23 protein-coding genes and 1 tRNA gene are annotated in these 23,957 nt (G+C 43.5%); 15 read left to right on the top strand and 9 right to left on the bottom strand.

The window, feature by feature from the left end; all coding sequences use genetic code 11:
- Positions 1–23: 23 nt before the first annotated feature.
- From IRJ16_RS01780 to IRJ16_RS01770, 3 genes are all read left to right on the top strand, one after another.
- Positions 24–2,492 (top strand): ABC transporter permease, encoded by a 2,469-nt coding sequence (locus tag IRJ16_RS01780; RefSeq protein ID WP_194109795.1) that lies wholly within the window; start codon positions 24–26, stop codon positions 2,490–2,492.
- Positions 2,493–2,568: 76 nt separating this feature from the next.
- Entirely contained in the window at positions 2,569–4,956 is a 2,388-nt protein-coding gene (locus IRJ16_RS01775) for an ABC transporter permease (RefSeq protein ID WP_194109794.1), read from the top strand.
- 151 nt (positions 4,957–5,107) lie between these two features.
- Entirely contained in the window at positions 5,108–5,455 is a 348-nt protein-coding gene (locus IRJ16_RS01770; RefSeq protein WP_194109793.1) for a phosphoribosylpyrophosphate synthetase, read from the top strand.
- A gap of 31 nt (positions 5,456–5,486) precedes the next feature.
- On the opposite strand, the gene IRJ16_RS01765 is transcribed toward IRJ16_RS01770, so the two are convergent.
- Entirely contained in the window at positions 5,487–6,047 is a 561-nt protein-coding gene (locus IRJ16_RS01765; protein WP_194109792.1) for a hypothetical protein, read from the bottom strand.
- A gap of 109 nt (positions 6,048–6,156) precedes the next feature.
- On the opposite strand from IRJ16_RS01765, the gene IRJ16_RS01760 reads away from it, so the two are divergent.
- The 6 genes from IRJ16_RS01760 to IRJ16_RS01735 all read left to right on the top strand — a co-directional run bounded on the left by IRJ16_RS01760 (position 6,157) and on the right by IRJ16_RS01735 (position 11,793).
- Positions 6,157–7,446: a M16 family metallopeptidase gene (locus tag IRJ16_RS01760; RefSeq protein WP_194109791.1), complete on the top strand. Its 1,290-nt coding sequence runs from the start codon at positions 6,157–6,159 to the stop codon at positions 7,444–7,446.
- A gap of 70 nt (positions 7,447–7,516) precedes the next feature.
- Entirely contained in the window at positions 7,517–8,794 is a 1,278-nt protein-coding gene (locus IRJ16_RS01755) for a M16 family metallopeptidase (RefSeq protein ID WP_194109790.1), read from the top strand.
- A gap of 171 nt (positions 8,795–8,965) precedes the next feature.
- A complete protein-coding gene (gene guaB, locus IRJ16_RS01750; RefSeq protein ID WP_194109789.1) occupies positions 8,966–10,438 on the top strand; it encodes an IMP dehydrogenase in 1,473 nt (490 codons plus the stop codon).
- 174 nt (positions 10,439–10,612) lie between these two features.
- Entirely contained in the window at positions 10,613–10,828 is a 216-nt protein-coding gene (locus IRJ16_RS01745) for a hypothetical protein (protein ID WP_194109788.1), read from the top strand.
- A gap of 38 nt (positions 10,829–10,866) precedes the next feature.
- Complete coding sequence (locus IRJ16_RS01740; RefSeq protein WP_194109787.1) at positions 10,867–11,163, top strand: hypothetical protein; 297 nt, start codon at positions 10,867–10,869, stop codon at positions 11,161–11,163.
- 45 nt (positions 11,164–11,208) lie between these two features.
- A complete protein-coding gene (locus tag IRJ16_RS01735; RefSeq protein WP_194109786.1) occupies positions 11,209–11,793 on the top strand; it encodes an LOG family protein in 585 nt (194 codons plus the stop codon).
- A gap of 50 nt (positions 11,794–11,843) precedes the next feature.
- On the opposite strand, the gene IRJ16_RS01730 is transcribed toward IRJ16_RS01735, so the two are convergent.
- Positions 11,844–12,326 (bottom strand): tetratricopeptide repeat protein, encoded by a 483-nt coding sequence (locus IRJ16_RS01730; RefSeq protein ID WP_194109785.1) that lies wholly within the window; start codon positions 12,324–12,326, stop codon positions 11,844–11,846.
- Positions 12,327–12,430: 104 nt separating this feature from the next.
- Here IRJ16_RS01730 and IRJ16_RS01725 point away from each other — a divergent pair, with 104 nt between their 5' ends.
- Entirely contained in the window at positions 12,431–12,625 is a 195-nt protein-coding gene (locus IRJ16_RS01725) for a hypothetical protein (protein WP_194109784.1), read from the top strand.
- A gap of 88 nt (positions 12,626–12,713) precedes the next feature.
- Here IRJ16_RS01725 and gap read toward each other — a convergent pair whose 3' ends face one another.
- From gap to pfkA, 3 genes are read right to left on the bottom strand one after another with little or no spacing between them, the layout of a single operon-like run.
- On the bottom strand, positions 12,714–13,709 hold the full coding sequence (gene gap / locus IRJ16_RS01720; protein WP_194109783.1) for a type I glyceraldehyde-3-phosphate dehydrogenase: 996 nt from the start codon (positions 13,707–13,709) through the stop codon (positions 12,714–12,716).
- Between the two features lie 5 nt (positions 13,710–13,714).
- Entirely contained in the window at positions 13,715–14,563 is an 849-nt protein-coding gene (locus IRJ16_RS01715; protein ID WP_194109782.1) for a hypothetical protein, read from the bottom strand.
- Positions 14,564–14,572: 9 nt separating this feature from the next.
- Positions 14,573–15,562 carry a 6-phosphofructokinase gene (pfkA, locus tag IRJ16_RS01710; RefSeq protein ID WP_194109781.1) on the bottom strand — a complete coding sequence of 330 codons (990 nt, stop codon included), beginning with the start codon at positions 15,560–15,562 and terminating at the stop codon, positions 14,573–14,575.
- A gap of 128 nt (positions 15,563–15,690) precedes the next feature.
- On the opposite strand from pfkA, the gene IRJ16_RS01705 reads away from it, so the two are divergent.
- Entirely contained in the window at positions 15,691–16,386 is a 696-nt protein-coding gene (locus tag IRJ16_RS01705; protein WP_194109780.1) for an NUDIX hydrolase, read from the top strand.
- Between the two features lie 137 nt (positions 16,387–16,523).
- Here IRJ16_RS01705 and IRJ16_RS01700 read toward each other — a convergent pair whose 3' ends face one another.
- Positions 16,524–17,387 (bottom strand): N-acetylglucosamine kinase, encoded by an 864-nt coding sequence (locus tag IRJ16_RS01700; RefSeq protein ID WP_194109779.1) that lies wholly within the window; start codon positions 17,385–17,387, stop codon positions 16,524–16,526.
- 237 nt (positions 17,388–17,624) lie between these two features.
- Between IRJ16_RS01700 and IRJ16_RS01695 the strand changes: the two genes are divergently transcribed.
- A tRNA-Arg gene (locus tag IRJ16_RS01695) sits at positions 17,625–17,701 on the top strand.
- 84 nt (positions 17,702–17,785) lie between these two features.
- Here IRJ16_RS01695 and argS read toward each other — a convergent pair.
- Positions 17,786–19,552: an arginine--tRNA ligase gene (gene argS, locus IRJ16_RS01690; RefSeq protein WP_194109777.1), complete on the bottom strand. Its 1,767-nt coding sequence runs from the start codon at positions 19,550–19,552 to the stop codon at positions 17,786–17,788.
- Positions 19,553–19,808: 256 nt separating this feature from the next.
- Between argS and IRJ16_RS01685 the strand changes: the two genes are divergently transcribed.
- Positions 19,809–20,405 carry a porin family protein gene (locus IRJ16_RS01685; RefSeq protein ID WP_194109776.1) on the top strand — a complete coding sequence of 199 codons (597 nt, stop codon included), beginning with the start codon at positions 19,809–19,811 and terminating at the stop codon, positions 20,403–20,405.
- A 73-nt stretch (positions 20,406–20,478) separates the two neighbouring features.
- Here IRJ16_RS01685 and IRJ16_RS01680 read toward each other — a convergent pair whose 3' ends face one another.
- Complete coding sequence (locus IRJ16_RS01680; protein ID WP_194109775.1) at positions 20,479–21,738, bottom strand: nucleoside permease; 1,260 nt, start codon at positions 21,736–21,738, stop codon at positions 20,479–20,481.
- Positions 21,739–21,902: 164 nt separating this feature from the next.
- On the opposite strand from IRJ16_RS01680, the gene IRJ16_RS01675 reads away from it, so the two are divergent.
- Both IRJ16_RS01675 and IRJ16_RS01670 read left to right on the top strand, forming a co-directional pair.
- A complete protein-coding gene (locus IRJ16_RS01675) occupies positions 21,903–22,511 on the top strand; it encodes a porin family protein (RefSeq protein WP_194109774.1) in 609 nt (202 codons plus the stop codon).
- Positions 22,512–22,660: 149 nt separating this feature from the next.
- The gene (locus tag IRJ16_RS01670) at positions 22,661–23,272 is read left to right on the top strand and encodes an outer membrane beta-barrel protein (protein ID WP_194109772.1); all 612 of its coding nucleotides are present in this window, start codon (positions 22,661–22,663) and stop codon (positions 23,270–23,272) included.
- Between the two features lie 53 nt (positions 23,273–23,325).
- Here the strand turns inward: IRJ16_RS01670 and IRJ16_RS01665 are convergent, their stop codons facing one another.
- A complete protein-coding gene (locus IRJ16_RS01665; protein ID WP_194109771.1) occupies positions 23,326–23,937 on the bottom strand; it encodes a bifunctional nuclease family protein in 612 nt (203 codons plus the stop codon).
- Between the last annotated feature and the right edge of the window lie 20 nt (positions 23,938–23,957).

Raw genomic sequence — 23,957 nt, 5'->3', positions numbered from 1 at the left:
GATTTCCGAACTAAATAAAGCTTGTGTTTAAAAATCATTTCAAAATAGCCATTCGTGTATTGATGCGCCAAAAGTTGTTCACGCTGATCAATGTGATCGGCCTGTCTATTGGTATCAGCGCGTCGATAGTGATAGGGTTGATCGTTTATCACGATCTAACTTTTGATAAGTTCCACAAAGATGTAGACAGAATTTATCGGGTGGTGACCAATTTTAGTTTTGATGGGCGGCTATCTTACAATCCAGGCGTAAGTGGAGCGTTGCCTGCGGCAGTGAAAAGCGAAGTTACCGGTTTAGAGGGGATAGCAACGACCTACCGCATCTTACTGCCCGATGTATTTGTCACACGCGGCAACGAAAAGCCTGTGAAGTTTAAGGAACAGCGAGGCGTTGTGCTGGCCGATGAAGGATACTTTAAACTATTTGAATACAAATGGTTATCAGGTTCCGCTAAAACTGCTTTGCACGAGCCAAACCAGGTAGTGATCACTTCTAAACAAGCCGATATCTATTTCCCGGGAACGGCCTATGCTGATATGATCGGCAAAACTATTATTTATGATAGTATTAAGACCTCTGTCAGCGGCGTTGTTGAAAATTTTAAAGAAAATTCAGATCTTACCTTTCACGACTTTATATCTTACAATACCCATCTTACCAACGCCGAACTAAACCAAGATCTGAGGCTGAATAATTGGGGTGGCACCAGCGTAAAAGAACAATTTTTTGTAAAGCTATCACCACGATCACGTCCGGAACAGATCGAAAGCCAACTGAATACCATCTTGGTAAGGAACAGGCCGGAAGCCTTGAATAAGGAACGAAAACAACAATTCGCACTTCAATCATTCAACGATATCCATTTTAACGATCGCTATTTAAGTATCGATACTGCCGACAGACACGGCAGCAAGCCAGTGCTATACGGTCTGTTGTCGATCGCTGCATTTTTGTTGGTGCTTGCCTGTATCAACTTTATCAACCTGAATACGGCGCAAGCATCGCAACGGGCTAAAGAGATCGGTATCCGTAAAACGATGGGTAGCAGTCGCAGGCAAGTTATCTTTCAATTCCTAAGCGAGACATTTGTTGTCACCTTATTAGCTGTAGTTATCTCTGTTGGGTTATGCCCATTTGTACTGCAATTGTTCGATGGCTTGATACCGCAAGGCATCAGCATAAGTTCACTGACTCAAGCGCCGATCATTGTATTTTTGATAGCATTAACGGTTGTTGTGAGTTTATTATCAGGGTTTTATCCAGCGCTAATATTGTCGGCTTACAAGCCGGTCGCAGTGTTTAAAGATCAGTCGAGGAGTAACACCGGTAAAACCCGTAGCGGTGCTTTACGAAGGGTGCTTACCGTATCGCAATTCGTGATCGCGCAGTTCTTTATTATGGCTACCATTTTGGTGAGCAAGCAGATATGGTACGCTACGCACAAAGATCTTGGTTTTAAAAAGGACGCAGTGGTTACCATAACCTCACCATTCCGTCATCGCACGGCACAGCAGAATGCGTTGTTAGCTCAAAAATTCAGGAGCCTGCCACAGGTGGAAATCGTGAGCATGGGCCATGATGCGCCATCGTCAGAGAATACCAGCTCTACCGAGGCCACCTTCAACAACGGCAAAAAGGAATTGAAGACCGAGGTTTCGATGAAGATAGGTGATGAAAATTACATTAACCTCTACCACATCAAATTATTAGCGGGGCGTAATTTACAACCGGCAGATACTAACCATGCGGTGCTGGTCAACCAGACCTATGCCCGTATGATGGGTTTTCAAGATCTCAACGGTGTTGTCGGTCAGCATATCGATAACTTTAATGGCGACCAGCGGATGAAGATCGTAGGTGTGGTGGGTGATTTTCAGCAGGAGTCGATGCGTTCATCTTTAACACCATTGGTGATCTTGCACACTACCGATGTAAACTGGAATGCCACATTTCACATCGCACTAAAGCCGCAAACAGCAGGTGGGGACGAATGGCAAAGGGCATTTACCAATTTAGAGGGAGCGTGGAAACAAGTTTATCCGGGGCACGATTTTGAGTACGAATTTGTAGATAGATCGATCGCCAACCTCTACCAGAGCGAACAACAGACGGCGAGCTTATTGAACTGGGCAACCGGCCTTTCGGTATTGATCAGTTGTTTAGGGTTATTAGGACTGGCTATATTCACTACGGGTCAACGTGTTAAAGAGATAGGGGTACGGAAGGTTTTGGGCGCAAGCATTGGCCAGATCGTAAGCTTGCTGACCAAAGAATTAGTTTGGCTGGTAGCATTGGCCTTTGTGATCGTGTTGCCGATAGCATGGTACGCCGCGTATCAATGGCTACAAAACTTTGCCGACCGTACCGTGATCAGTTGGTGGATATTCGCGCTGAGCGGGTCAGGTATGCTGATCGTGGCGTTCATAACATCCGGTTTGCAAACCGTGAAAGCGGCTATGGCAAATCCGGTAAAGAGTTTGCGGTCGGAGTGAAGATGCCAAATGCTAAAATATGTTAAATCAAGGTACTGCATTTTAGCGCGCCATTGTTTCGGGTTATCTTTATTGTATGTTCAAAAATTACCTAAAGATAGCCTGGCGCAATATCGTTAACCGCAAATTCTACACGTTCTTAAATGTTAGCGGCCTTGCTTTGGCCATTTGTTGCTGTATATTTATTTACCTGTATAACACCTACAATCTTAGCGTCGACAGATACCATACCTACAGTGACCGGACTTTCCGCATGGTCAACCAATTACATTTGGATAAGGATGAGTTTAGCCCCGGTACTTCTTATGCTACCTATCAATTTATAAAAAGCAAAGTTCCACAGGTTGATATCGCGGCCTTTTGCATACGCGACCAAAGTTTTATCGTCAACATCCCGGGAGCCAAGCAGAAACGTTTTAAAGAGGAAAATTCGGTCTCATTTACGGATGGCGACTGGTTCAGAATATTTCGTTTTAATTGGATAAAAGGAAGTCCTGTCCAGTTGAATAAACCCGGGAATGTTGTATTGAGCGAAAAGCAAGCCCACAAGTATTTTGGTAATGATGACCCGATCGGGAAGGTCATCATTATCAACAAACAACCACTTTCCGTTAGTGGTATTATTGGCGATGCACCTTACAATACCAATGTGCGTTCGGAAATTTACGTCTCTTTTCTATCATTATTTAAAGTTGACCCAGGCTATAATATGGGTAAGGAGATAATGACCAATTGGGGAAATTTAGGCAGCCGTTTTACCGGATTTGTAGTACTAAGGCACGCCACAGATCAAGCAGCGGTCGAACTTCAATTAGATAAAGAGAAGAAGCGCGTATTTGGCCAGGACGAAAAGTATTTCAGCTACCCGCTTTTACCTTTAAAGGACAATCACTTTGACACTCGTTATGTGGGTGTAGTGCAAAAGTCGCTGCTGATGAATTTAACAGTGATCGGTCTGTTGATCATCACTATCGCAGTGATCAATTACATCAATATGGTAGTAGCACAGCAATCGGCCCGCGCGGTCGAGATAGGCACGCGTAAGGTATTAGGTGGTTCGTCTATGCAGATATTTATGCAGTTTATTGTGGAGGCTTCTCTTACGTCGGTCATTGCTGTTATATTGGCTTGCTTGCTGGTCATCGGTCTGCTGCCGGTAGCTAATGCCTGGCTATTTAACGACACGCCGTTGCATGTGATATCGTGGTCGGATTTAGCGATATGTGTCGCCGCATTATTGGTTGTACTTATTATTGGGACCGGCGCTTATCCCGCCTTTTTGCTAAGCAAAGTGAGTGTGGCCCAGGCACTTAAAAATAATGTTTTGAATTTGCCTGCCGGCATCGGCCGTAAGATCTTATTGGTGTTCCAAAATGTGGTAACCCAGGGACTGATCGTTTGTACGCTGATTATTGTAATGCAGGTCTACTTCCTCAAAAATACCGACATGGGATTTGATCGTAACCAAGTGGTCACCATACCTACCGGTAATACTACAGCTTCTCAGCAGTATCAATTGACGCAAAGCCTTAAACAGATGCCTGGTATCAGGTCTGTAAGTTTTTGTTTAAATACGCCGTCGAGCGATAGCCATAGAGGAGGCACCGTAAGGTTCAATAATCATGAGTGGGAGACATGGCCCGCCCGTTACGCCATTGGCGATGCAGGTTATCAGCAAACTTTCGGGCTGCAACTAATTGCCGGCAGGAATATCCGGAGTGGTAAACATGAATACCTGATCAACAAAATAATGGCTGATATGCTCACCCGGACGCATAAAGAAACAGTGATCGGGAAGAAACTGTTAGCTGGTGGTTTCAGTAACGGCGACGACGAAGGCGTGATCGTGGGTGTGGTAAAGGATTTTAGTATCAACTCCCTGGTGGCTAAGATAGATCCGTCGGTAGTGTCAGAAGATAGTGTTCAGTACCAAACCATGGCTGTAAAACTGACCGGGACAAATACCCAAGCCACTATTGATCAATTGCAGAAAACCTATCAGCAGGTACTACCTGATCAGGTATTCAGCTACCAATTTGTAGATGAACGTATAGCGAAACTCTACAAAAAAGAAAGCGTGCAGCAAAAACTGATCTGGGTAGCGGCGGGTATCGCTATTGTGATCAGTTCGTTAGGATTATTGGGTTTGATATCGCTGATCGCTATTCAACGCACTAAAGAGATCGGCATCCGCAAAATATTAGGCGCCACAGTAGGCCAGATATGTTTGATGTTATCTAATGATCTGGTGAAGCTTATCCTACTTTCATTTGCGATCGCAACACCATTATCGTTTTATTTGATGCATAAGTGGCTTAGGGGATTTGCCTATCATATCAACATCCAATGGTGGATGTTCGGTATAGCGGGGTTAGCGGCTTTAATTATAGCAATGTTATCCATGGGGTTCAGGGCAGTAAAGGCAGCTACCGCCAACCCGGTAAAGAGTTTGAGGAGTGAATAAGGAAAAGTCCGAAAGACCGTAAGTCAGAAAGTCCAAAAGACGGATGCTGTATTTTACTCCAGGAATTTCGGTCTTTCCGACTTCTGATCTAAAAAATAAAAACAACTCTCTACCACTAGTGGTTATAAAGGGACAAACAACCCTATAAACCATGAAGAACTACGAGACAATGGTCGACGCTTTGAACGACCTGAATAAGAGAGGTTATTCCGCTAACTTAAGTTTAGACGGTGATACGATAGATGACAAATCGGCCAACATACAAATGGGCCCGGATGATTTTGAGATAGATGAGTTTTATCGCTTTGAGGGTGCAAGTAATCCGTCGGATATGTCTATCGTTTATGCGGTATCATCAAAAAAATACAACTTAAAAGGTGCGCTTGTGAATGCTTACGGTACTTACGCCGACGATAGCGATTCTGCCATCCTTGCAAAACTACATCACCATCAGGTAAGTAATAACTTGCACGGATCGGACAGACCGGTAAATAATTAACGGTTTGAAATACCGGTGTTGAAAGCGCCTGTTACTTGTCTTTAGCCAAGGCTTGTAACAGGCGCTTTCCTGCTGTATTGGCAAAGGTGCCGCCCTCGCGCATCATAAACTGTAATTGGGCCTTTAGTTCGTCCGCTATCCAATCATAGCGTTTGCGCATGGCAAATAACGCTTCGGCGGCGTAAACTTTAACGGCTACTTTTACTTCGGGGTCTATCATCCAATCAAAGCATTTTTCTATGGCCGGTTCAAGCTCCAGCGTCGACACAAATTGCTTCACATTATCCGGTGCTTGTTTCTCCATCAAATGCATAGTGATCTTGGAGTAATGCCTTTTGCACCCGGGATTAGTTACATCCTTAAACCGATCCAGGAAATAGGGGATATGCGGCAGAAAAGCATCCGGATGATCTAAAAAGATATTTTCTAAAACCCATACCGCACGGAAGCCGATGCCTTCGTCTTTATGGAAAGTCACATCGATCAATTCCTTCAGATCATTGCCGTCCAATACCAATTGGTTGGCCAGGGCGATCACCTTAGGTTTGCCGATGCTGGCGGATAAGTGTTTTTCAATTTCGGCTTTGGTCATGGCATGGTGATATGTCAAAGTTAAGGTAATATCAGCGTAAACAAAACGGGTGTGTAGCTTGCAGCCTTGTGTGGTTTTGCTACATTTGTCAACCAAACTAAAATTAGGCATGGTTAAATTCAACCGATTTACACTATCTAACGGCTTGCGGGTATTGGTGCACGAAGATGACACCACACCAATGGCCGTACTGAATATATTATACGATGTAGGCGCCCGCGACGAAGATCCCGAGCAGACAGGCTTTGCGCATTTGTTCGAACATCTGATGTTCGGCGGCTCTGTAAACATCCCAAGCTACGATGAACCTTTGCAACGTGTTGGCGGTGAGAATAATGCTTTCACCAGCAACGATATCACCAATTATTACATTACCCTTCCGGCTGAGAACCTGGAGACAGCTTTCTGGTTAGAGAGTGACCGTATGCTTAGTTTAGCTTTTAGCGAGAAGAGTTTAGAAGTGCAGCGCAACGTGGTGATGGAGGAGTTTAAACAACGTTACCTCAATCAACCCTATGGCGACGTATGGTTAAAGTTACGCCCGTTGGTTTACAAAAAACACCCTTACCGCTGGGCAACCATTGGTGAGAAATTGGAGCACATTGAGCATGCGCAGATCGATGCGGTAAAAGCTTTCTTTAAAAAGCATTATAATCCTCAGAACGCTATTATGGTTGTGGGAGGGAACATCAAAACAGATGATGTTAAAGCTATGTCCGAAAAATGGTTCGGCCCGATTCCGGCGGGGGAGAAGTACGTACGGGATCTTCCGCAAGAACCTGTTCAGACCGACGAACGCCGGGCTACTTACTCAGGGAAGGTTCCGCTTAATTCTGTGTATGTAGCTTTCCAGGGTGATGAGCGTGGTGCGGATACTTATTATGCAACCGACCTGATATCGGACATCCTTTCCAGAGGTAATTCATCAAGACTGCACCGTAACCTGGTCAAAGAACAACAATTGTTTACAGAAATTGGTGCTTATAGTACCGGCAGTATGGACAAAGGCATGTTTGTGGTAGAAGGTAAGCCAGCCGAAGGCGTAAGCATTGAACAAGCCGAGGCTGCAATATGGGGACAGTTAGAAATTTTAAAACAGCAATTTGTGCCTGCCGAGGAACTGACCAAGGTTAAGAACAAGACCGAATCGACCCTGGTATTTGGCGAGATGAGTTTATTGGATAAAGCGATGAACCTTGCATCGTTCGAGTTGCTTGGCGATGCTGAACTGATCAACAAGGAATCGGATAAGTATATTGCTGTGACAGCTGAACAGATCCAGCAGCAGGCCCGGCAATTATTCAGAAAAGAGAATTCGACAACGATGATCTATTTGGCGGAGAATAGTTCGCAAGTCGGAAAGACCGAAAGTCCGGAAGCAGAAGAGGCTTCTTTATAGAGTCATTAAAAATTATATCCGGACTTCCCGTCCCGATAACTATCGGGATCCGGACTTACACGAAGTGTACATGTTAGACAGAACCATAGCGCCTGATTTTAAACAGGCGCAAAATATAAGCTTAATAAAACCCCAACACATTAAATATGGTAACGGGTGCAACGTATTCAATTTCAATTCCAAGGATCATGAATTGGTACGCATCGAATGGATATTTGGCAACTTACGTTTCGACGAGCGAAAGCCGTTACTGAATCTCGTGGCCAATGCCATGCTGACGGAAGGCACTACTACCCGTACGGCTGCGCAGATAGCTGATAGTATCGATTACTATGGTGCTTTCTTTCAGGTTGATTACGGCTATGATAACTGTACGGTGTCGCTTTATAGCTTAAATAAGCACTTGCAGCACACGCTGCCCATCGTTCACGATGTGCTCACTAATTCGGTATTTCCTGAAAAAGAGATAACGACTTACGTGAAAACCCATCAGCAGAAGTTACAAGTGGCTTTGCAAAAGAACGATGTGCTGGCCCGCCGTCAGTTCAATCGTGCCATGTACGGCAATACGATTTACGGATACGCTGCCGAGGTTGCCGATTATCAGCAACTGAACCAAGCCGATCTGCAAGCACATTTCAGACAAATGTATCAGCCTGCTAATTGCACCATTGTGGTGGCCGGTAGGGTAGATGCTGAACTTACCGATCTGATGAGTAAGCATTTTGATGCTGATTGGACAAGCCAACGGCCAAGTGCTGATACGTCGCAACCTGAACTGCAGCCCGCTACCGAGCATTTCTATTTTGTAGAGCGTGCAGAGGCCATTCAGTCGGCTATCCGCATGGGCAGGCCAACGATCAACCGTAGCCATCCCGATTTTCCGAAAGTTCAGGTATTGAATACCATCTTGGGCGGATATTTTGGATCAAGACTGATGGCTAATATCCGCGAGGATAAAGGCTATACTTACGGTATCGGCTCGGCAATGACGTCTTTAAAACAGTCGGGTTCAATATTCATCGCAACAGAGGTTGGTGCAGATGTTTGCCATGCTGCTCTTAAAGAGATCCAATTTGAAATCGACCGTTTAAAGACGGAATTGGTGCCGGAAGAAGAACTATCGTTAGTGCGCAATTACATGCTTGGCTCACTGTTAGGTAGTCTGGAAAATGTAATGTCGCATGCTGATAAGTTCAAGAACCTCTACTTCTCGGGTTTAAATTATGATTACTACGACTATTACACTAACACCATAAAGTCTATCACTTCGGACGATATTTTGAAACTGGCTAACCAATATTTGGATCTGGATAAGTTTTATAAGGTAGTGGCGGGGAAATATTAAAGATCTCTAATTTCGGATGTTTAGTTCTGCATTTATCTCGTGATGAATATTTAGGCTGAACATCCGATTTCTCAAAACATTGTCATTTCCTAAAATTCGGCGCCCACATATTAAAAATCCGAAATAAAATCCTACCTTTGCCCGGCAAGTGATCCACCATAATTATTTGCTATGCTTCCTCCAGATCCCCAAAAATTTATCGCCGAAGGTTTAACATACGATGACGTATTGTTAGTCCCTGCCTATTCAGAAGTGTTACCGCGTGACGTGAACACGCGATCATTCTTGACCAAAAAGATCAAATTGAATATTCCTATCGTATCTGCCGCAATGGATACGGTGACCGAGTCTAAGATGGCTATCGCGATAGCGCAATTAGGCGGTTTAGGCATGTTGCATAAGAACATGAGCATTCAGGCACAGGCCGATGAAGTGCGTAAAGTGAAACGTTCTGAAAGCGGTATGATTCAAGATCCGGTGACCTTACCTGCGACAGCTTTGGTAGGCGATGCTGTAAAGATCATGCGCGAACATAGCATTGGTGGTATCCCGGTTGTAGATGATGGTGGTATCCTGAAAGGCATTATCACTAACCGCGACCTGCGTTTTCAAAAAGATATGACGATAGCGGTCAGCGAGATCATGACCAAAACTAATCTGATCACTGCACCGAAAAATACGTCTTTACCACAAGCGCAAGAGATATTGTTAAGCCATAAAATAGAGAAGTTGCCTGTTGTTGATGAGCAAGGTAAACTGATCGGTCTGATCACATATCGTGATATTTTAAAAGTAAAAAATTACCCTAACGCCTGTAAAGACGAGCACGGCCGCCTACGTGTAGGTGCCGCTGTTGGCGTTACTGCCGATACCATGGAGCGCGTTGACGCATTGGTGAAAGCTGGGGTAGATGTTATTGCTATAGATACAGCGCACGGTCACTCTAAAGGTGTTATCGATAAACTGAAAGAAGTGAAAACCCAATATCCAGATCTGCAGGTGATAGCAGGTAATATCGCTACCGGCGACGCTGCCCGTGCATTAGCACAAGCCGGCGCTGATGCGGTTAAGGTCGGTATCGGTCCGGGTTCTATCTGTACCACCCGTATCATTGCAGGTGTTGGTGTACCTCAGCTATACGCGGTCTACGAGTGCGCCCAGGCATTAAAAGGCACTGGTATCCCTGTAATTGCTGATGGTGGTATCAAACACACAGGCGACGTAGCTAAAGCCATTGCCGCGGGAGCAAGTACGATCATGGCAGGTTCATTATTTGCCGGCACCGAGGAAGCACCAGGCGAGAGCATTATCTACGAAGGTCGTCGCTTTAAATCGTATCGTGGTATGGGATCTATCGAAGCGATGGAGCAAGGTTCTAAAGACCGTTACTTCCAGGATGTTGAGGATGATATCAAGAAGCTGGTCCCTGAAGGTATCGTAGGTCGTGTACCATACAAAGGTACTTTGGCCGAGGTTGTTTACCAGAACGTTGGTGGCTTACGCGCAAGCATGGGATATTGTGGTGCTAAGGATATCGAGACCTTGCAACACGCTCAATTTGTACGCATCACTGCATCGGGTATCCGCGAAAGCCATCCGCATGATATTACGATCACTAAGGAAGCACCGAACTATACTCGTTAATTTTTAGAAATAAGAGTTGGTGAATTAAAGGATCGGCTCGTTATACATTTAAAAGCGATAGGACACTATCGCTTTTTTTGTTTATAAGATTATTTTTACGGAATAAACCTTAACACGAAGATCCTGCTGTTTCTATTAGTTAGCCTTGTCTCTCATTCTTGCAAAAACTTCAACATGGACCATGATGCAAATTTATCAGAATTATTAGCTACATCGACAGAAGATCCATCAGACAGAGATCTGGTGCTTACAATAACGGATCAAACTACTACCGACAATGATAATATTTACGTTGCAAAAGCGATCTACAAGAGCGATACTGTAGGCTTGAAAGTTTCCATGCCGAAAAAAAGACTTCGCACCAGGGCTTTGGTCAGGGTGTTAAAATAATCAGCATCGGCTCCGATAGTGATAGGTTACTATCGGCAATGGCTGAATTATATGGTTTTACATTACCGATTAATTCATTATTTAAAAAGGAGCTTATTGGGGATTATGTTGACTTAGATAAGTTCACGGTTCACCAATTTGGTAGACATGCAAATAACCATATTGAGGGAACCGAAGCATATAAATTATTCTTCGATTATTTTGATGAGGGCGAAGAAGATGAAGCTCAGGTTTTTCTGAATATCAACTTGGTGGGGCACAGAATCGAGATCAGGGAAAAGGATGTAGAGTATAGAAAGCCGTTATTAGCACTGCTGTCTGCTGGAAAACCTTGATAACTTTTTCTTTATCACATCCTTTACTTTGCCGATTTTCGAGCCATGAAAGCAATAACTGTCTTCTGCGGGGCCAACTTTAACGGCGACCCAATACTGAAACAAGCTGTAGAACAATTAGCTCAGGTAATGGCCACGAGGGAAATTACTTTGGTATTTGGCGGTGGTAGGGTAGGCGTGATGGGCATGCTGGCCGACGCGATTATAGCCCAGGGTGGTAAAACCATCGGTGTTATACCACAATTTTTGATGGATAAAGAAGTTGGTCATACCGGCCTGACCGAGTTACATATCGTTGAGAACATGCATCAGCGCAAGCAAATGATGAATGACCTTTGCGATGGTATCATTATGCTGCCTGGCGGCTTTGGTACTTTAGAGGAATTTTTTGAGGTATTGACCTGGCTGCAGTTAGGCTTGCACAATAATCCTATAGCCGTATTGAACGTGAACGGCTTTTACGACCTGTTGCTTCAGCAAATGGACGTGATGGTAGAGCAACGCTTCCTTAAAAAAGCAAACCGGGATCTGGTTATCACATCTGCCGATCCGATAGAATTATTGAACCTAATGGAGAACTTTAACGCCAAACCGGACGAGGTTTGGTTCAAGGATAGAAATTTGACATAGTCCGAATTAGACTATGTCAATGTCGTGAGCGACGTGCTATCTTAAAACTGCTATAATGAAGATTTATATTCGCAATTATTGATCGCTCTTTTATAATCCTCTACCGAATCAAAATTGAGGCAAAGTTTAATAGCCTTTTTATAGTAGCCGATCGCCGAATCGAAGTTTTGCAAATATTCTTCCATAATGCCTAAGCGGTAATTCACTAATGATTTATCCACCAGCGGCCGGGTCATGGCTTTACCGGCAATAGGTTTCAGTTTATCCCATTGCTCCTGATAGGTGTAAAGTACCATCAGGTTAACATAGGCGTGCGGATAATTAGGGTTACTGCGGATAGCCGCTTTGTAATGATTCTCAGCGCGTTCGTAATCATCAAACTGGGTACGGTACAGCCATCCTAAGGAATTATGTGCCTGGGCTGTCGATGGTTCATCCATAATGATATTCTCCAACAACTGTTTGGCATGTAGATAGTTGGTATTCCTAATTGCTTCTTCGGCTTCTAAATAAGTGTCTTCCCAGTTGTGCATAGCGTTCAGATCTATTTTGCAATATATAGTTTTTTAGATCACTTAGTGATACTTCTTAAAACTTTGATCAGCGAAAACTGTTTTATAATCAAACCTTGGAAAACATGAACAGTAAATTCTTTTACCTGTATCTGGTAGGCGGCACATTAGCATTGGTATTGTTATTCTGCGAGGTTTATATGCCTCACAAGGCCGCGCTTAATAATTTAAGTTCTTTCGGCTATATGTTCGCTGTGGTCTTGTTATTCTTTTTGGCTTTTAAAACCTACCATAAAAAAGAGGATAGCGAGCTAATGTGATGAAGAAACCTAAATTTTTAGCGTGTATAAATACAAAAGCCGCCCAATTTGGACGGCTTTCGTTTTATATGATCAAAGTACGGATCAATTATAACTTACCGATCTCTTGTACCAGGTCGATGATCTTGTTTGAGTAACCCCACTCGTTATCGTACCAAGAAACAACTTTAACAAAGTTATCATTCAGGGCAATACCAGCTTTAGCGTCGAAGATAGAAGTACGAGCGTCGCCTTTGAAATCTTCAGAAACAACTTCGTCCTCAGTATAACCTAAAATGCCTTTCAATTCGCCTTCAGAAGCTTCTTTCATAGCATTTTTGATATCCTCGTAAGACGCAGGATTTTTCAAGCGAACAACTAAGTCAACAACAGAAACGTCAGCAACCGGAACACGGAATGACATACCTGTTAATTTACCTTTTAATTGAGGCAATACCAAACCTACTGCTTTAGCAGCACCGGTTGATGAAGGGATGATGTTTTGGTAAGCACCACGGCCACCTCTCCAGTCTTTTGCAGACGGACCATCAACAGTTTTTTGAGTAGCAGTAACCGCGTGTACAGTGGTCATTAAGCCTTCTACGATACCAAATTTGTCATCTAATACTTTAGCGATTGGAGCTAAACAGTTAGTAGTACATGAAGCGTTAGAAACGATAGTTTGCTCAGCTTTCAGTTCTTTATGGTTAACACCCATTACAAAAGTAGGGGTATCGTCTTTTGCAGGCGCGCTCATTACAACTTTCTTAGCACCGGCATCAATGTGTTTTTGAGCGGTCTCGATAGTCAGGAACAAACCTGTAGACTCGATAATAACTTCAGCGCCTACTTCGTTCCATTTTAAGTTAGCCGGATCTTTCTCGGCAGTTACACGGATAGTTTTACCGTTAACAACCAAGTTACCACCTTCAACAGCGATAGTGCCTTTGAAAATACCGTGGGTCGAATCGTATTTCAACATGTAAGCCATGTAATCAGGCTCAACAAGGTCATTGATACCTACAATTTCGATCTCTGGTCTTTCAATTGCTGCTCTGAAAGCTAAACGACCGATACGGCCGAATCCGTTAATTCCTATTTTCATTGTTTTTAATTTTTGTTAGCGTAATAATTTAGTAAATTGTTTATTGGTTCTTTGATAATATATTCAATAGAAATGCCATTGTCGGCAGCTGTTTGGCGTAACTCGTCCTGAAAGTTTGCCGCTACCGAACCTATAAAACTTACCGGTGCGCCCGGGTGTTGTTTTTGCAAAGGTAACACATAGGTCTTCAGCATTTTGTCGAATCCCTTTTTTACTGTGTTTTTCACATAAGGCTCGTCTGCATTTTCCACAAAAAAGCCCGAAAATGAACTTAAATAGCCCGCCGGGTGCTTCTGGCGATATACTTTCTCCAGAACCGACTTACGGTCCAGGTTATATTTTTTTTGAACTTTCTTGCGTATCTCCTCCGGGAGGGTCTCGCTCATTAATCCTTTTAGCAATTGCTTACCAAGCCAATTACCCGAGCCTTCGTCGGCCAGGATGTAACCTAAACCGTAATTGTTAGACTTAACTTTTTTTCCGTCGTACCATGCCGCGTTGCTGCCACTGCCACAAATGCACACAATGCCTGGCTTTGTCTTAAAACTGGCCACGGCTGCTGCCTCAATGTCATGCTGGACGGATACCTTAGCGTTCTTAAAAAACTTGCTTAAGGCATTGGTAACCGTAGCTTGCAAAGCCACCGAGCTTGACCCTGCACCAAAAAAGTAAATGCGTTTGATCTCTTCGGCGTGATGGATAAGGTTGATATTCTTGTTAAGTATCTGCAGGATGTTATGCTCGTCGCTGAAGTAGGGGTTAATGCCCGTGGTTTTGAACGAGGCCACAGTGCGTCCTTTGTCGCTCAGGCGCCAATCAGCATTGTTAGATCCGCTAAATACTACTCCGATCATCCTTTTGTATTAGATAGATAACACATGGGCCATCTCTAAAAGATCGTCCTCTAATTTAAACTTGTCTTTTTGGTTGAGTGCTTTTTCAAGACTTACCAATCTGATCACGTTAGCCTCTAAACCTACCATTTGCTGCGATTCGCCTTTTATAAGCGCGTTCACCGCTGCAAATCCCAATCGACTGCCTAAGATGCGATCGAAAGCAGAAGGGGCGCCACCACGCTGCAAGTGACCAAGAATAGTAACTTTAATATCGTAATGGGTAACTTCCTTTTTAACTTTTTGGGCAATATCATAAACACCGCCATTTTTATCGCCTTCGGCAACAATTACAATGCTGGATGTTTTGGTATCATACTCGCCGCCTTTTAACCCTTTGATCAGATCTTCGATAGCGGTCTCTTTCTCCGGTAGTAAGATAGCTTCGGCACCGCAACAAATGCCGGCCCGTAAAGCGATTGCACCCGAATCGCGGCCCATCACTTCGATAAAAAATAAACGGTCGTGCGCATCGGCGGTATCGCGGATCTTATCTATCGCATCGATAACGGTATTGGTAGCGGTATCAAAACCCAAGGTATAAGTAGATCCGTAAAGATCATTATCAATCGTACCTGGAACACCTATCACTTTAATGTCGGGGTATTTTTTAGAGAAACGCAGGGCGCCGGTGAAAGTACCATCGCCACCGATAACTACTAAAGCTTGTATCCCGCGTTTTTTTAGATTTTGATAGGCTTTCTCCATTCCCTCGTCGGTATGGAACTCCATACAACGGGCAGTTTTTAAGATTGTGCCACCTAAATTTAGTATATTGCTTACCGAACGGCGTTGCATATCTTGCATGTCATCTTCGATCATGCCCTTATAGCCTTGTTTAATGCCGGTAACTTCTAAACCATTGAAGATGGCTGTACGGACAACGGCACGGATGCAGGGATTCATACCCGGGGCATCACCACCAGAAGTGAGTACAGCTATTTTTGAAATGTCAGGCATACTGGTATCTGTTTATAAAGTAGAAGTTGCGAATATAGTGTGTAGAAACTACACTATATTATTTTTTTTATTTTTTTACATTTGCAATGAAGGGTATATATTAGCCTTTTAATAAAATCGCAACGCACTTGGAACAAAACTTGCCCAAATTTGAATCGGTATTCTCTATTGACTGTGTCATATTTGGTTTTGAGAATGGCGAACTGAAGATATTGCTGATAGAACGTAACGAAGAACCCTTTAAAGATTGGAAGGCTTTGCCGGGTTACATTGTTAAGCAGGACGAAAGTCTTGATGATGCTGCCGAACGTATCCTTTACGAGCTTACAGGCTTGCGTGGGCTGCATATGGAGCAGTTCCATACGTTTGGTGATGTGGACCGCCACCCGCAAGGGCGTGTGATCACTGTGGCTTATTATGCCTTGCTGCGATTGAATGGACAAAAGGAATTGAAGCCTTTAAGTGCTATCGCTAAAACGGCATTCTGGCATCCGGTAAACGAATTGCCAAAGTTAGGTTTCGACCATAGCGAGATCTTTAAGACAGGCTTTAACAAGATCCGCCGCCGTTTAGGTTACCAACCGATAGCCTTTGAACTGCTTCCGGAGAAATTCACATTGACCCAATTGCAGTCACTTTACGAAGCTATCCTGAATAAGAAACTGGATAAACGTAACTTCCGCAAGAAGATGTTAAGCTACGGTTTCCTGAAAGAGTTGGACGAAAAGCAAAAAGGGGTATCATACCGCGCTGCCAAACTTTACAAATTCGACAGAAGGAAGTACTCTAAGATATTTCAGAATGAGTTGAATCTTGATAGTTAAGCTTAGAGAATCAAGAATATAGAGTCAAGAATCAAGACAGGAGTTTCATTAATAAAAGAGGGGCGCTAAACATTAAGTTTAGCGCCCCTTTCGTTTTTAAGTATAGATTCTTGATTCTATATTCTTGATTCTCTTCCTCACGCTTTCAGAGCAGCAGCCTGGTTCAGGTGAAATTTCACCAGGTCATCTATAGGTGAGCGGATGATATTACCAACGGTCATACCGTTCTCGATCACTAACTCTTCTAACACGTTACGGAAGTTGTAACCTACCGAACCAATGCAGTTGAAAGTATATTTTTGATAGTCAGGGTAGCGGGTAACCAGGTTCTTAAAGAAGTCCTCGAAAGAGGTGCGTACCAGGTTACGTGAGTATTCGATGTGTACGTTATTGTCGTAAACGAATTTGCTGAAGCTTGCACAGAAACGGTTAGCTAAAGGTTTAGTGTAAACTTGTTCGTTAACGTCGTCCGGTGTTAATTTATAGGTTTCCCAGAATAATTCGCGAACAGCCTCAGGCATGTAACCTCGTAGATAGTCGGTCAATAATTTTTTGCCGATGTAGCAACCGCTACCCTCGTCGCCAAGGATGTAGGCGCCTGAATCGATATTATTCACTACATCTTTCCCATCATAGATGCAAGTATTAGTGCCAGTACCCAAAATAGCGGCAAAGCCCTCATTGGTGCCTAATAACGCACGGGCAGCTGCTAAAAGATCATGACCAATGTTTACAGTTGCTGACGTGAATACTGCTGACATGGCACGCTTTACATGATCGCGTTTTTCTTGGGTAGAGCAACCGGCACCATAGTAATTAACCTCGGTGATCTTATCAATTTGTAAGTCGATTGGCAGGCTTTCCTTCAGAGACGAAATAATGTACTCTTCACTCACGAAGTAGGGGTTATAGCCCTCGGTGTTGAAATAGATTTTTTTTCCTTCTTCATTAACAAGGCACCAATTGGTTTTGGTCGAGCCCCCGTCAGCAATAATGATCATAATTTTTAATTAATGTTTCGCTAAAAGTATGATTTACTTATTGTAAAAGAAACACTTTGTAGCAATTGGTTATAATTATTTGTTAAAGTTCGGTTGATATTAATTTATCAGTGCGTTAACACTGTCGGTATCAGTTGGTAAATATGGCTTAAATTCTCAACTTTTGAAATTTATCAACAACATAAATTTTAAAGTAAATTTTCGCATATTTGCACCGCGGAAAACAAAAGCCGCAATGGTCCCATAGCTCAGCTGGATAGAGCAACAGATTTCTAATCTGTCGGTCTCAGGTTCGAATCCTGATGGGATCACCAAATAGAAACAAAAAAACCGCTCTGCAATATCTGCAGAGCGGTTTTTTTGTTTCTATTTGGGTTTCAAATGGTTCTTCATAACGGCTACATCCGTTCCGGCACATCGATACCTAATAAGCCCATTCCAGCTTTGATGACATTTGCTGTGGCGGTTGATAATTGCAAACGGAAACGTTTTAAAGCTTCAGTTTCGGCATTGATGACCTGGTGCTCATGATAGAATTTATTGTACAGTTTTGCCACCTCGTAAACGTAATTTGCAATAGCCGCCGGGTTATGACCTTGTGCTGCGACTTGGATAGCCTCCGGATATTGGCCCAATACCATGATCAGGTCACGCTCTTCGGCCGATACTTCTGTCAATGGCATCACATCCTCTAATTGCAGCGCGCCACGACTGATCACCGAACGTATCCTGGCGTGGCTGTATTGAATGAATGGCCCGGTATGTCCCTGAAAATCTACCGATTCGTTAGGGTCAAACAATAAACGTTTCTTAGGATCAACCTTCAGTAAAAAGTATTTTAAAGCGCCCATACCGATGGTTTGATAAAGCGTTGTTTTCTCTTCCTCGTCAAACCCGTCTACTTTACCTAAAGCTTCGGTATGCTCTTTAGCCGTTTCTTTCATTTCGCGGATCAGGTCGTCGGCATCAACTACCGTACCCTCGCGGGATTTCATTTTGCCTGATGGCAGGTCGACCATGCCGTAAGATAGGTGGTAAAGACCTCTCGCCCAGCTTTTGCCCAGTTTATCCAAGATCAGGAACAGCACCTTAAAGTGATAGTCCTGTTCGTTACCTACCACGTAGATCGACTCGTCCATATTAAAGTCATTGTACTTCAATTGGGCGGTGCCAAGATCCTGGGTGATATATACTGAAGTGCCGTCAGCACGTAATACTAATTTTTGGTCAAGGCCATCTTCGGTCAGGTCTATCCAAACCGATCCATCTTCTTTTTTGAAGAATACGCCTTTTTCAAGGCCTTCATCAACAATATCTTTACCTAACAGGTAGGTGTTGCTTTCATAATAGAATTTATCAAAATCAACACCAAGTGCTTTATAAGTTTTCTCGAAACCCGCATATACCCAACCGTTCATGGTCGACCACAGGTCGATCACTTCCTGATCGCCGGCTTCCCATTGCTGCAGCATTTGTTGCGCTTGTTTGATCAGCGGGGCATTCTTTTTAGCTTCGTCTTCGGTCTGACCGGCAGCCTTTAGATCATCTATTTGCTTTTTATATTCTTTATCAAAAACCACATAATATTTACCAACCAAATGGTCGCCTTTCATGCCGGTATTTTCAGGCGTTTCGCCATCGCCCCATTTTTGCCAGGCCAACATCGATTTACAGATGTGGATACCGCGGTCGTTAACCAGGTTAGCTTTGATCACTTCGTACCCGGCAGCTGCTAAAATATTCGCTACCGAATAACCTAACAGGTTATTCCTAACGTGACCTAAGTGTAGCGGCTTATTGGTGTTTGGTGATGAATACTCCACCATCACCTTTTTGCCGTTCGGCTCGGCTACAATGCCGTCGCCGGGTAGAATGTGGTTGTAGAATTGCTTTAACCAATATACATCGGCTATGGACAGGTTAAGGAAACCCTTGATCACATTAAAATCAGCTATCTCGGCTACCTCGTTCTTTAGATACTCGCCAATGTCAGCGCCGGTCTGCTCAGGCGACTTGCGAGATACTTTAGTGAACGGGAAGGTAACGATAGTTACCTGGCCCTCAAACTCTTTACGGGTTTGTTGCAGGCTGATATCTTCCGCGGTAATGTCGGCGTTATATAGGTGTTTTAGTGCTTTAAGGGTAGCGTCTATTATGAAGTCCATCGGTACAAAATTAATCAAAAAAGCATGTTGGGCATCATTGTACGCGGCGTGTAGGTGTATACGGAGTGGGTGTATACACTATATACACTAAAATGCTATTGATAGTCAGGTGTTTATAAGTTAATTTTTTGGCTGAAATATTTGGATATATCCTTTTTTTTTATATATTAATTACTGATAATTTAATAAAGCTTTGCTAAAAGTTGATCAGGTAAAGGTACTTTTGCTCCCTACAACATATCTCTACATCATCATTATGAAAAAAAGCATCTTTATTTTATCCATTTGTTTGCTGGCCGCTAAATTTAGCTCTGCTCAGTTATTACCCTCATTTCAATTTGGTGCAAAGGCCGGAGTTAATTTATCAAGCTTTTCTACCAATAGCAGCGCGTTGGCGGCTGATAACCGTGCCGGATACCTGGTAGGCGCGTGGGCCAGAGTAGGGGCCATAGGTTTCCATTTTCAGCCCGAACTTTATCTGACAAGCAAAAGTGTAAATGTTAGCGATGGCAGCAATATCAACAAGGCAACGTTCACCAGTATAGATGTGCCTTTATTGTTTGGATCTAAGATCGGCGCATTTGGCTTCGGTGGAAGGTTTTATACAGGTCCTTTAGTGTCGTTCGCGGTAAATAAAGATCAAAGTACCGGCACTGCGCTTGGTAACATATCGCGCTTAAATTATAAAGATCAAAATTTGGCCTGGACAGCGGGAGCAGGTCTGGACATTAAAAAAATATCTGTCGACCTGCGTTACGAGTATGGCTTAAGCAAGCAATCGTACGGCAACAACGAATCTACCAGAGTGAATTTATTTAATCTGACAGTAGCCTACAGTTTGTTCTCGTTTTAACAAGATCTTTTCAAAACAAATGCCAGTACAGATCATCTGCACTGGCATTTGTTTTTGGGATATTTTGAGATATCTAAGCGTGCTCTATAGCGTGTTTTAACGCTGCATTATGCTTGTAACGGAATACGAACGGGAATATAATGGCGATCACCAGCGCGTAGCCTGCAAAGCTTAGCCAGATGCCTTGCCACTCTTTACTGCCATCGGCATTGGTAAAAAATTCCTGGATAACTGCTCCACTGATCAAACTACCGAAAAGAGCACCAAAGCCGTTCACCATCATCATAAATAAACCCTGGGCACTTCCGCGTATCTCGGGGGCGGCCTGTGTCTCTACAAATAATGATCCCGAAATGTTAAAGAAATCAAAGGCCATACCGTAAACGATGCAGGATAGTATGATCATCCATAAGCCATCTGCCGGATTGCCATAGGCAAACAGACCGAACCTTAATACCCAAGCCAGCATGCTGAACAGCATCACATATTTGATACCGAACTTGCGTAAAAAGAATGGTATAGCCAAGATGAACAAGGTTTCGGATATCTGGGATATAGACATGATGATAGCAGGATATTTAACTGCTATGGTATCCTTGTAGATCGGGTTTTTATCAAAATCATGCAAATAAGTGTCCCCGTAAGCATTGGTGAGTTGTAGCGCGGCACCTAATAGCAACGAAAAGGCGAAGAAAATAGCAAAGCGCGGCGATCTGAATAAAGAGAATGCATTTAGACCCAATTTTTCGCTCAGCGACTTGCTTTGGTCTCTATTAAGCAACGGCGGGCATTTAGGCAGGCTAAAGGCATAGATACCTAAAGTTAATGCCACGGCAGACGCGATATAAAATTGATTAGCCGATGTTTCATTATGAGTAAGGCTCACGGCCCATAACGCGGCAATAAAACCAACTGTTCCCCAGGTGCGGATAGGCGGGTAATCTGTCACCACATCTCTGCCGCTACCTTTTAAAGCCGAGTAAGCTACAGTTATTGATAGCGATAGCGTTGGCATGTAAAACATCATGTTCAACAAAATGAGCCAAAAAAACACGGTCGGGTTCGGCGCCATCGGGATAGCGAATAGCGTTATAGATCCCAGTATATGCATAATGCCATATAATTTTTCGGCATTGATCCATTTATCTGAAATGATACCGGTAAGCGCGGGCATAAAAATGGACGCTATACCCATGGTGCTGAAGATAGCCGAGAACGAGCCCACGGGCCATTGCTTATTCTGGAACCAATAAGCACCTATTGTGAGTAGCCAGGCCCCCCAAACAAAAAACTGCATAAAACTCATCAATATCAGCCGGAACTTCATGTTCATATCTGTGGTGCTCGTTTGGTGTATAGTTTTTGATCAATTAAAAGCGGAAAGTAATCAAATATTGGCGAATGCTAAAACGCTGTTCCAAACAATTTTTAACGAATTTTTAATATTCGGTTTTAAAGGAAAGATATATCTTCGTCGCCGAACTTTATTTACAATTTATGAAACGACTATTGATCACACTCGTAGCAGTGTTGGCAGCGGGTACAGCTGCATTCTCACAAACAAAAGGACAAACAGAATTTGGTGTTGGCGTTGGCCTTAACCTGGCTACCGTGGTTGTTGATGAAACCAACCAGAACGCAGGCACACGCGCCGGCTTGAACGTTGGTTTATCGGCAGATCACTATTTCTCGGATAGCTGGAGTCTGAAGGTTAAAGCCCTGTTCGATCAAAAAGGCTGGTCTAAAGGCTACCTGACCATTGGCACATCAACAACCTATACCCCGTATCAGCTGAACTACATCACCGTGCCCGTAATGGCTAACTGGCATTTTGGCCGCACTAAAGGTTGGTACTTGAATTTTGGTCCGTATGTGTCGGTGTTGGTGAGCGCTAAAACTACTGCTAATAATTTCGACGTGAAACCATTCTTTAACGACGTAGACGCCGGCCTTGCTTTAGGTATCGGTTACAAGTTCCCTGTTGCAGATAAAACCAAATTCTTTGTTGAGTTTGCCGGACAAGGTGGTATCGCCGATATTTCGACCGCTAATAACGCGGTTTATCGCAATAGCCTATCGGCCTTCAATATTGGTCTGAATTTTTAATACTTCTTTTATTAAGAATAGAAAAAGCGCATTGACCATGCGCTTTTTCTATTTATATGGGGTACGGAATGCGGCATTAATAACGTATTGATGTTATTCGTATCGTCGCACCGATATCGGACAGACATCAACCGAACTTTAAATATACTATGAGATACATCTGGTTACTAATTGTAGCTTGCTTTTGCTTCGCCACTAATGCCAACGCGCAAACCAAAGGTTATAATGAATGGGGGATAGGTTATGGCTATAACGGTTCGATGGTGAATATCGGGTCTGAGATTAGAGGCAGTAACCGCGGCGGTATTAATTTGTTACTGTCTATAGATCACTACTTGTCCGAGAAATGGAGCGTCAAGGGCAAATTGCAATACGACATGAAAGGTTGGGGGAGTAGCAACAGCCTTGATAGCCCGGAAAAGGATATTAAGCTGGACCATGAACTTAACTATTTGAGCTTACCGATATTGATCAATTTTCATTTCGGGCAGGGCAAAGCCTTTTACACTCATCTTGGCCCTTATGGTGCGGTTTTATTGAGCGGTAAAAAGATAGATAACGGAGTTGCTGTAAAACCCGATGTGAGCCGCATGAATATGGGTATACTATGGGGTTTTGGCGGGCAGGTGAGAGTGAAAGATAACGTTAAGTTTTTTGCGGAATTTAACGTGTTAGGGACTTTTATAGGTGCCAAAAGATCAGCAGACGGTAATAAGTATCACAACGGTGTGTCTGCCCTCACCATAGGCTTTAACTTTTAACAGAGTACAGATAAACAATGAGGGAGGACATTTGCATGTCCTCCCTCATTGTTTTATGATGCTTTGCGCTTGTTGAGTTCGTCGCGGATCTTGGCGGCCTTTTCGTAGGCTTCTTCGGATAGGGCGGCTTGTAAAAGGTTTTTTAGCTCATCATCACTGATGGATGCATATCCTGCGGCAGACGAACTGCTGCCCGATGAAGTCTTTTCGTCAGATGGTGTCTCAGCTAAATTCTCTAAATAAACCAGATCATTATCTTCCATTACGATACCTGCGGTAGACAGAATAAATTCATAGGTATGTATCGGGCAATCAAAACGGACGGCCATAGCTATCGCGTCGGATGTGCGGGCATCTACCTCGGCGGTCTTTTTACCGTCGGAGCAGATGAGCTTGGCGTAAAAGATGCCATCTACCAGATTGTAGATAATGATCTCCTGTATCTGGATATTGTATGCCTGCGCGAAACTCTTAAACAAGTCGTGCGTAAGCGGACGGCTTGGCGTCATTTTCTCTATTTCGATAGCAATGGCCTGCGCCTCAAAACTACCAATAATAATAGGCAATCGTCTGCGCCCATTCACCTCGCCCAAAACTAAAGCATATGCGCCGGACTGTGTTTGGCTGTATGACAGGCCTACTATATCCAGCTTTATCTTTTTCATGTTGTTACCCATACCCGGCT

This window comes from Mucilaginibacter myungsuensis (assembly GCF_015222005.1).
Lineage (GTDB): Bacteria > Bacteroidota > Bacteroidia > Sphingobacteriales > Sphingobacteriaceae > Mucilaginibacter > Mucilaginibacter myungsuensis.
The sequence above is the reverse complement of the archived record's forward strand: the minus strand, read 5'-3'. Positions and strand labels throughout refer to the sequence as shown.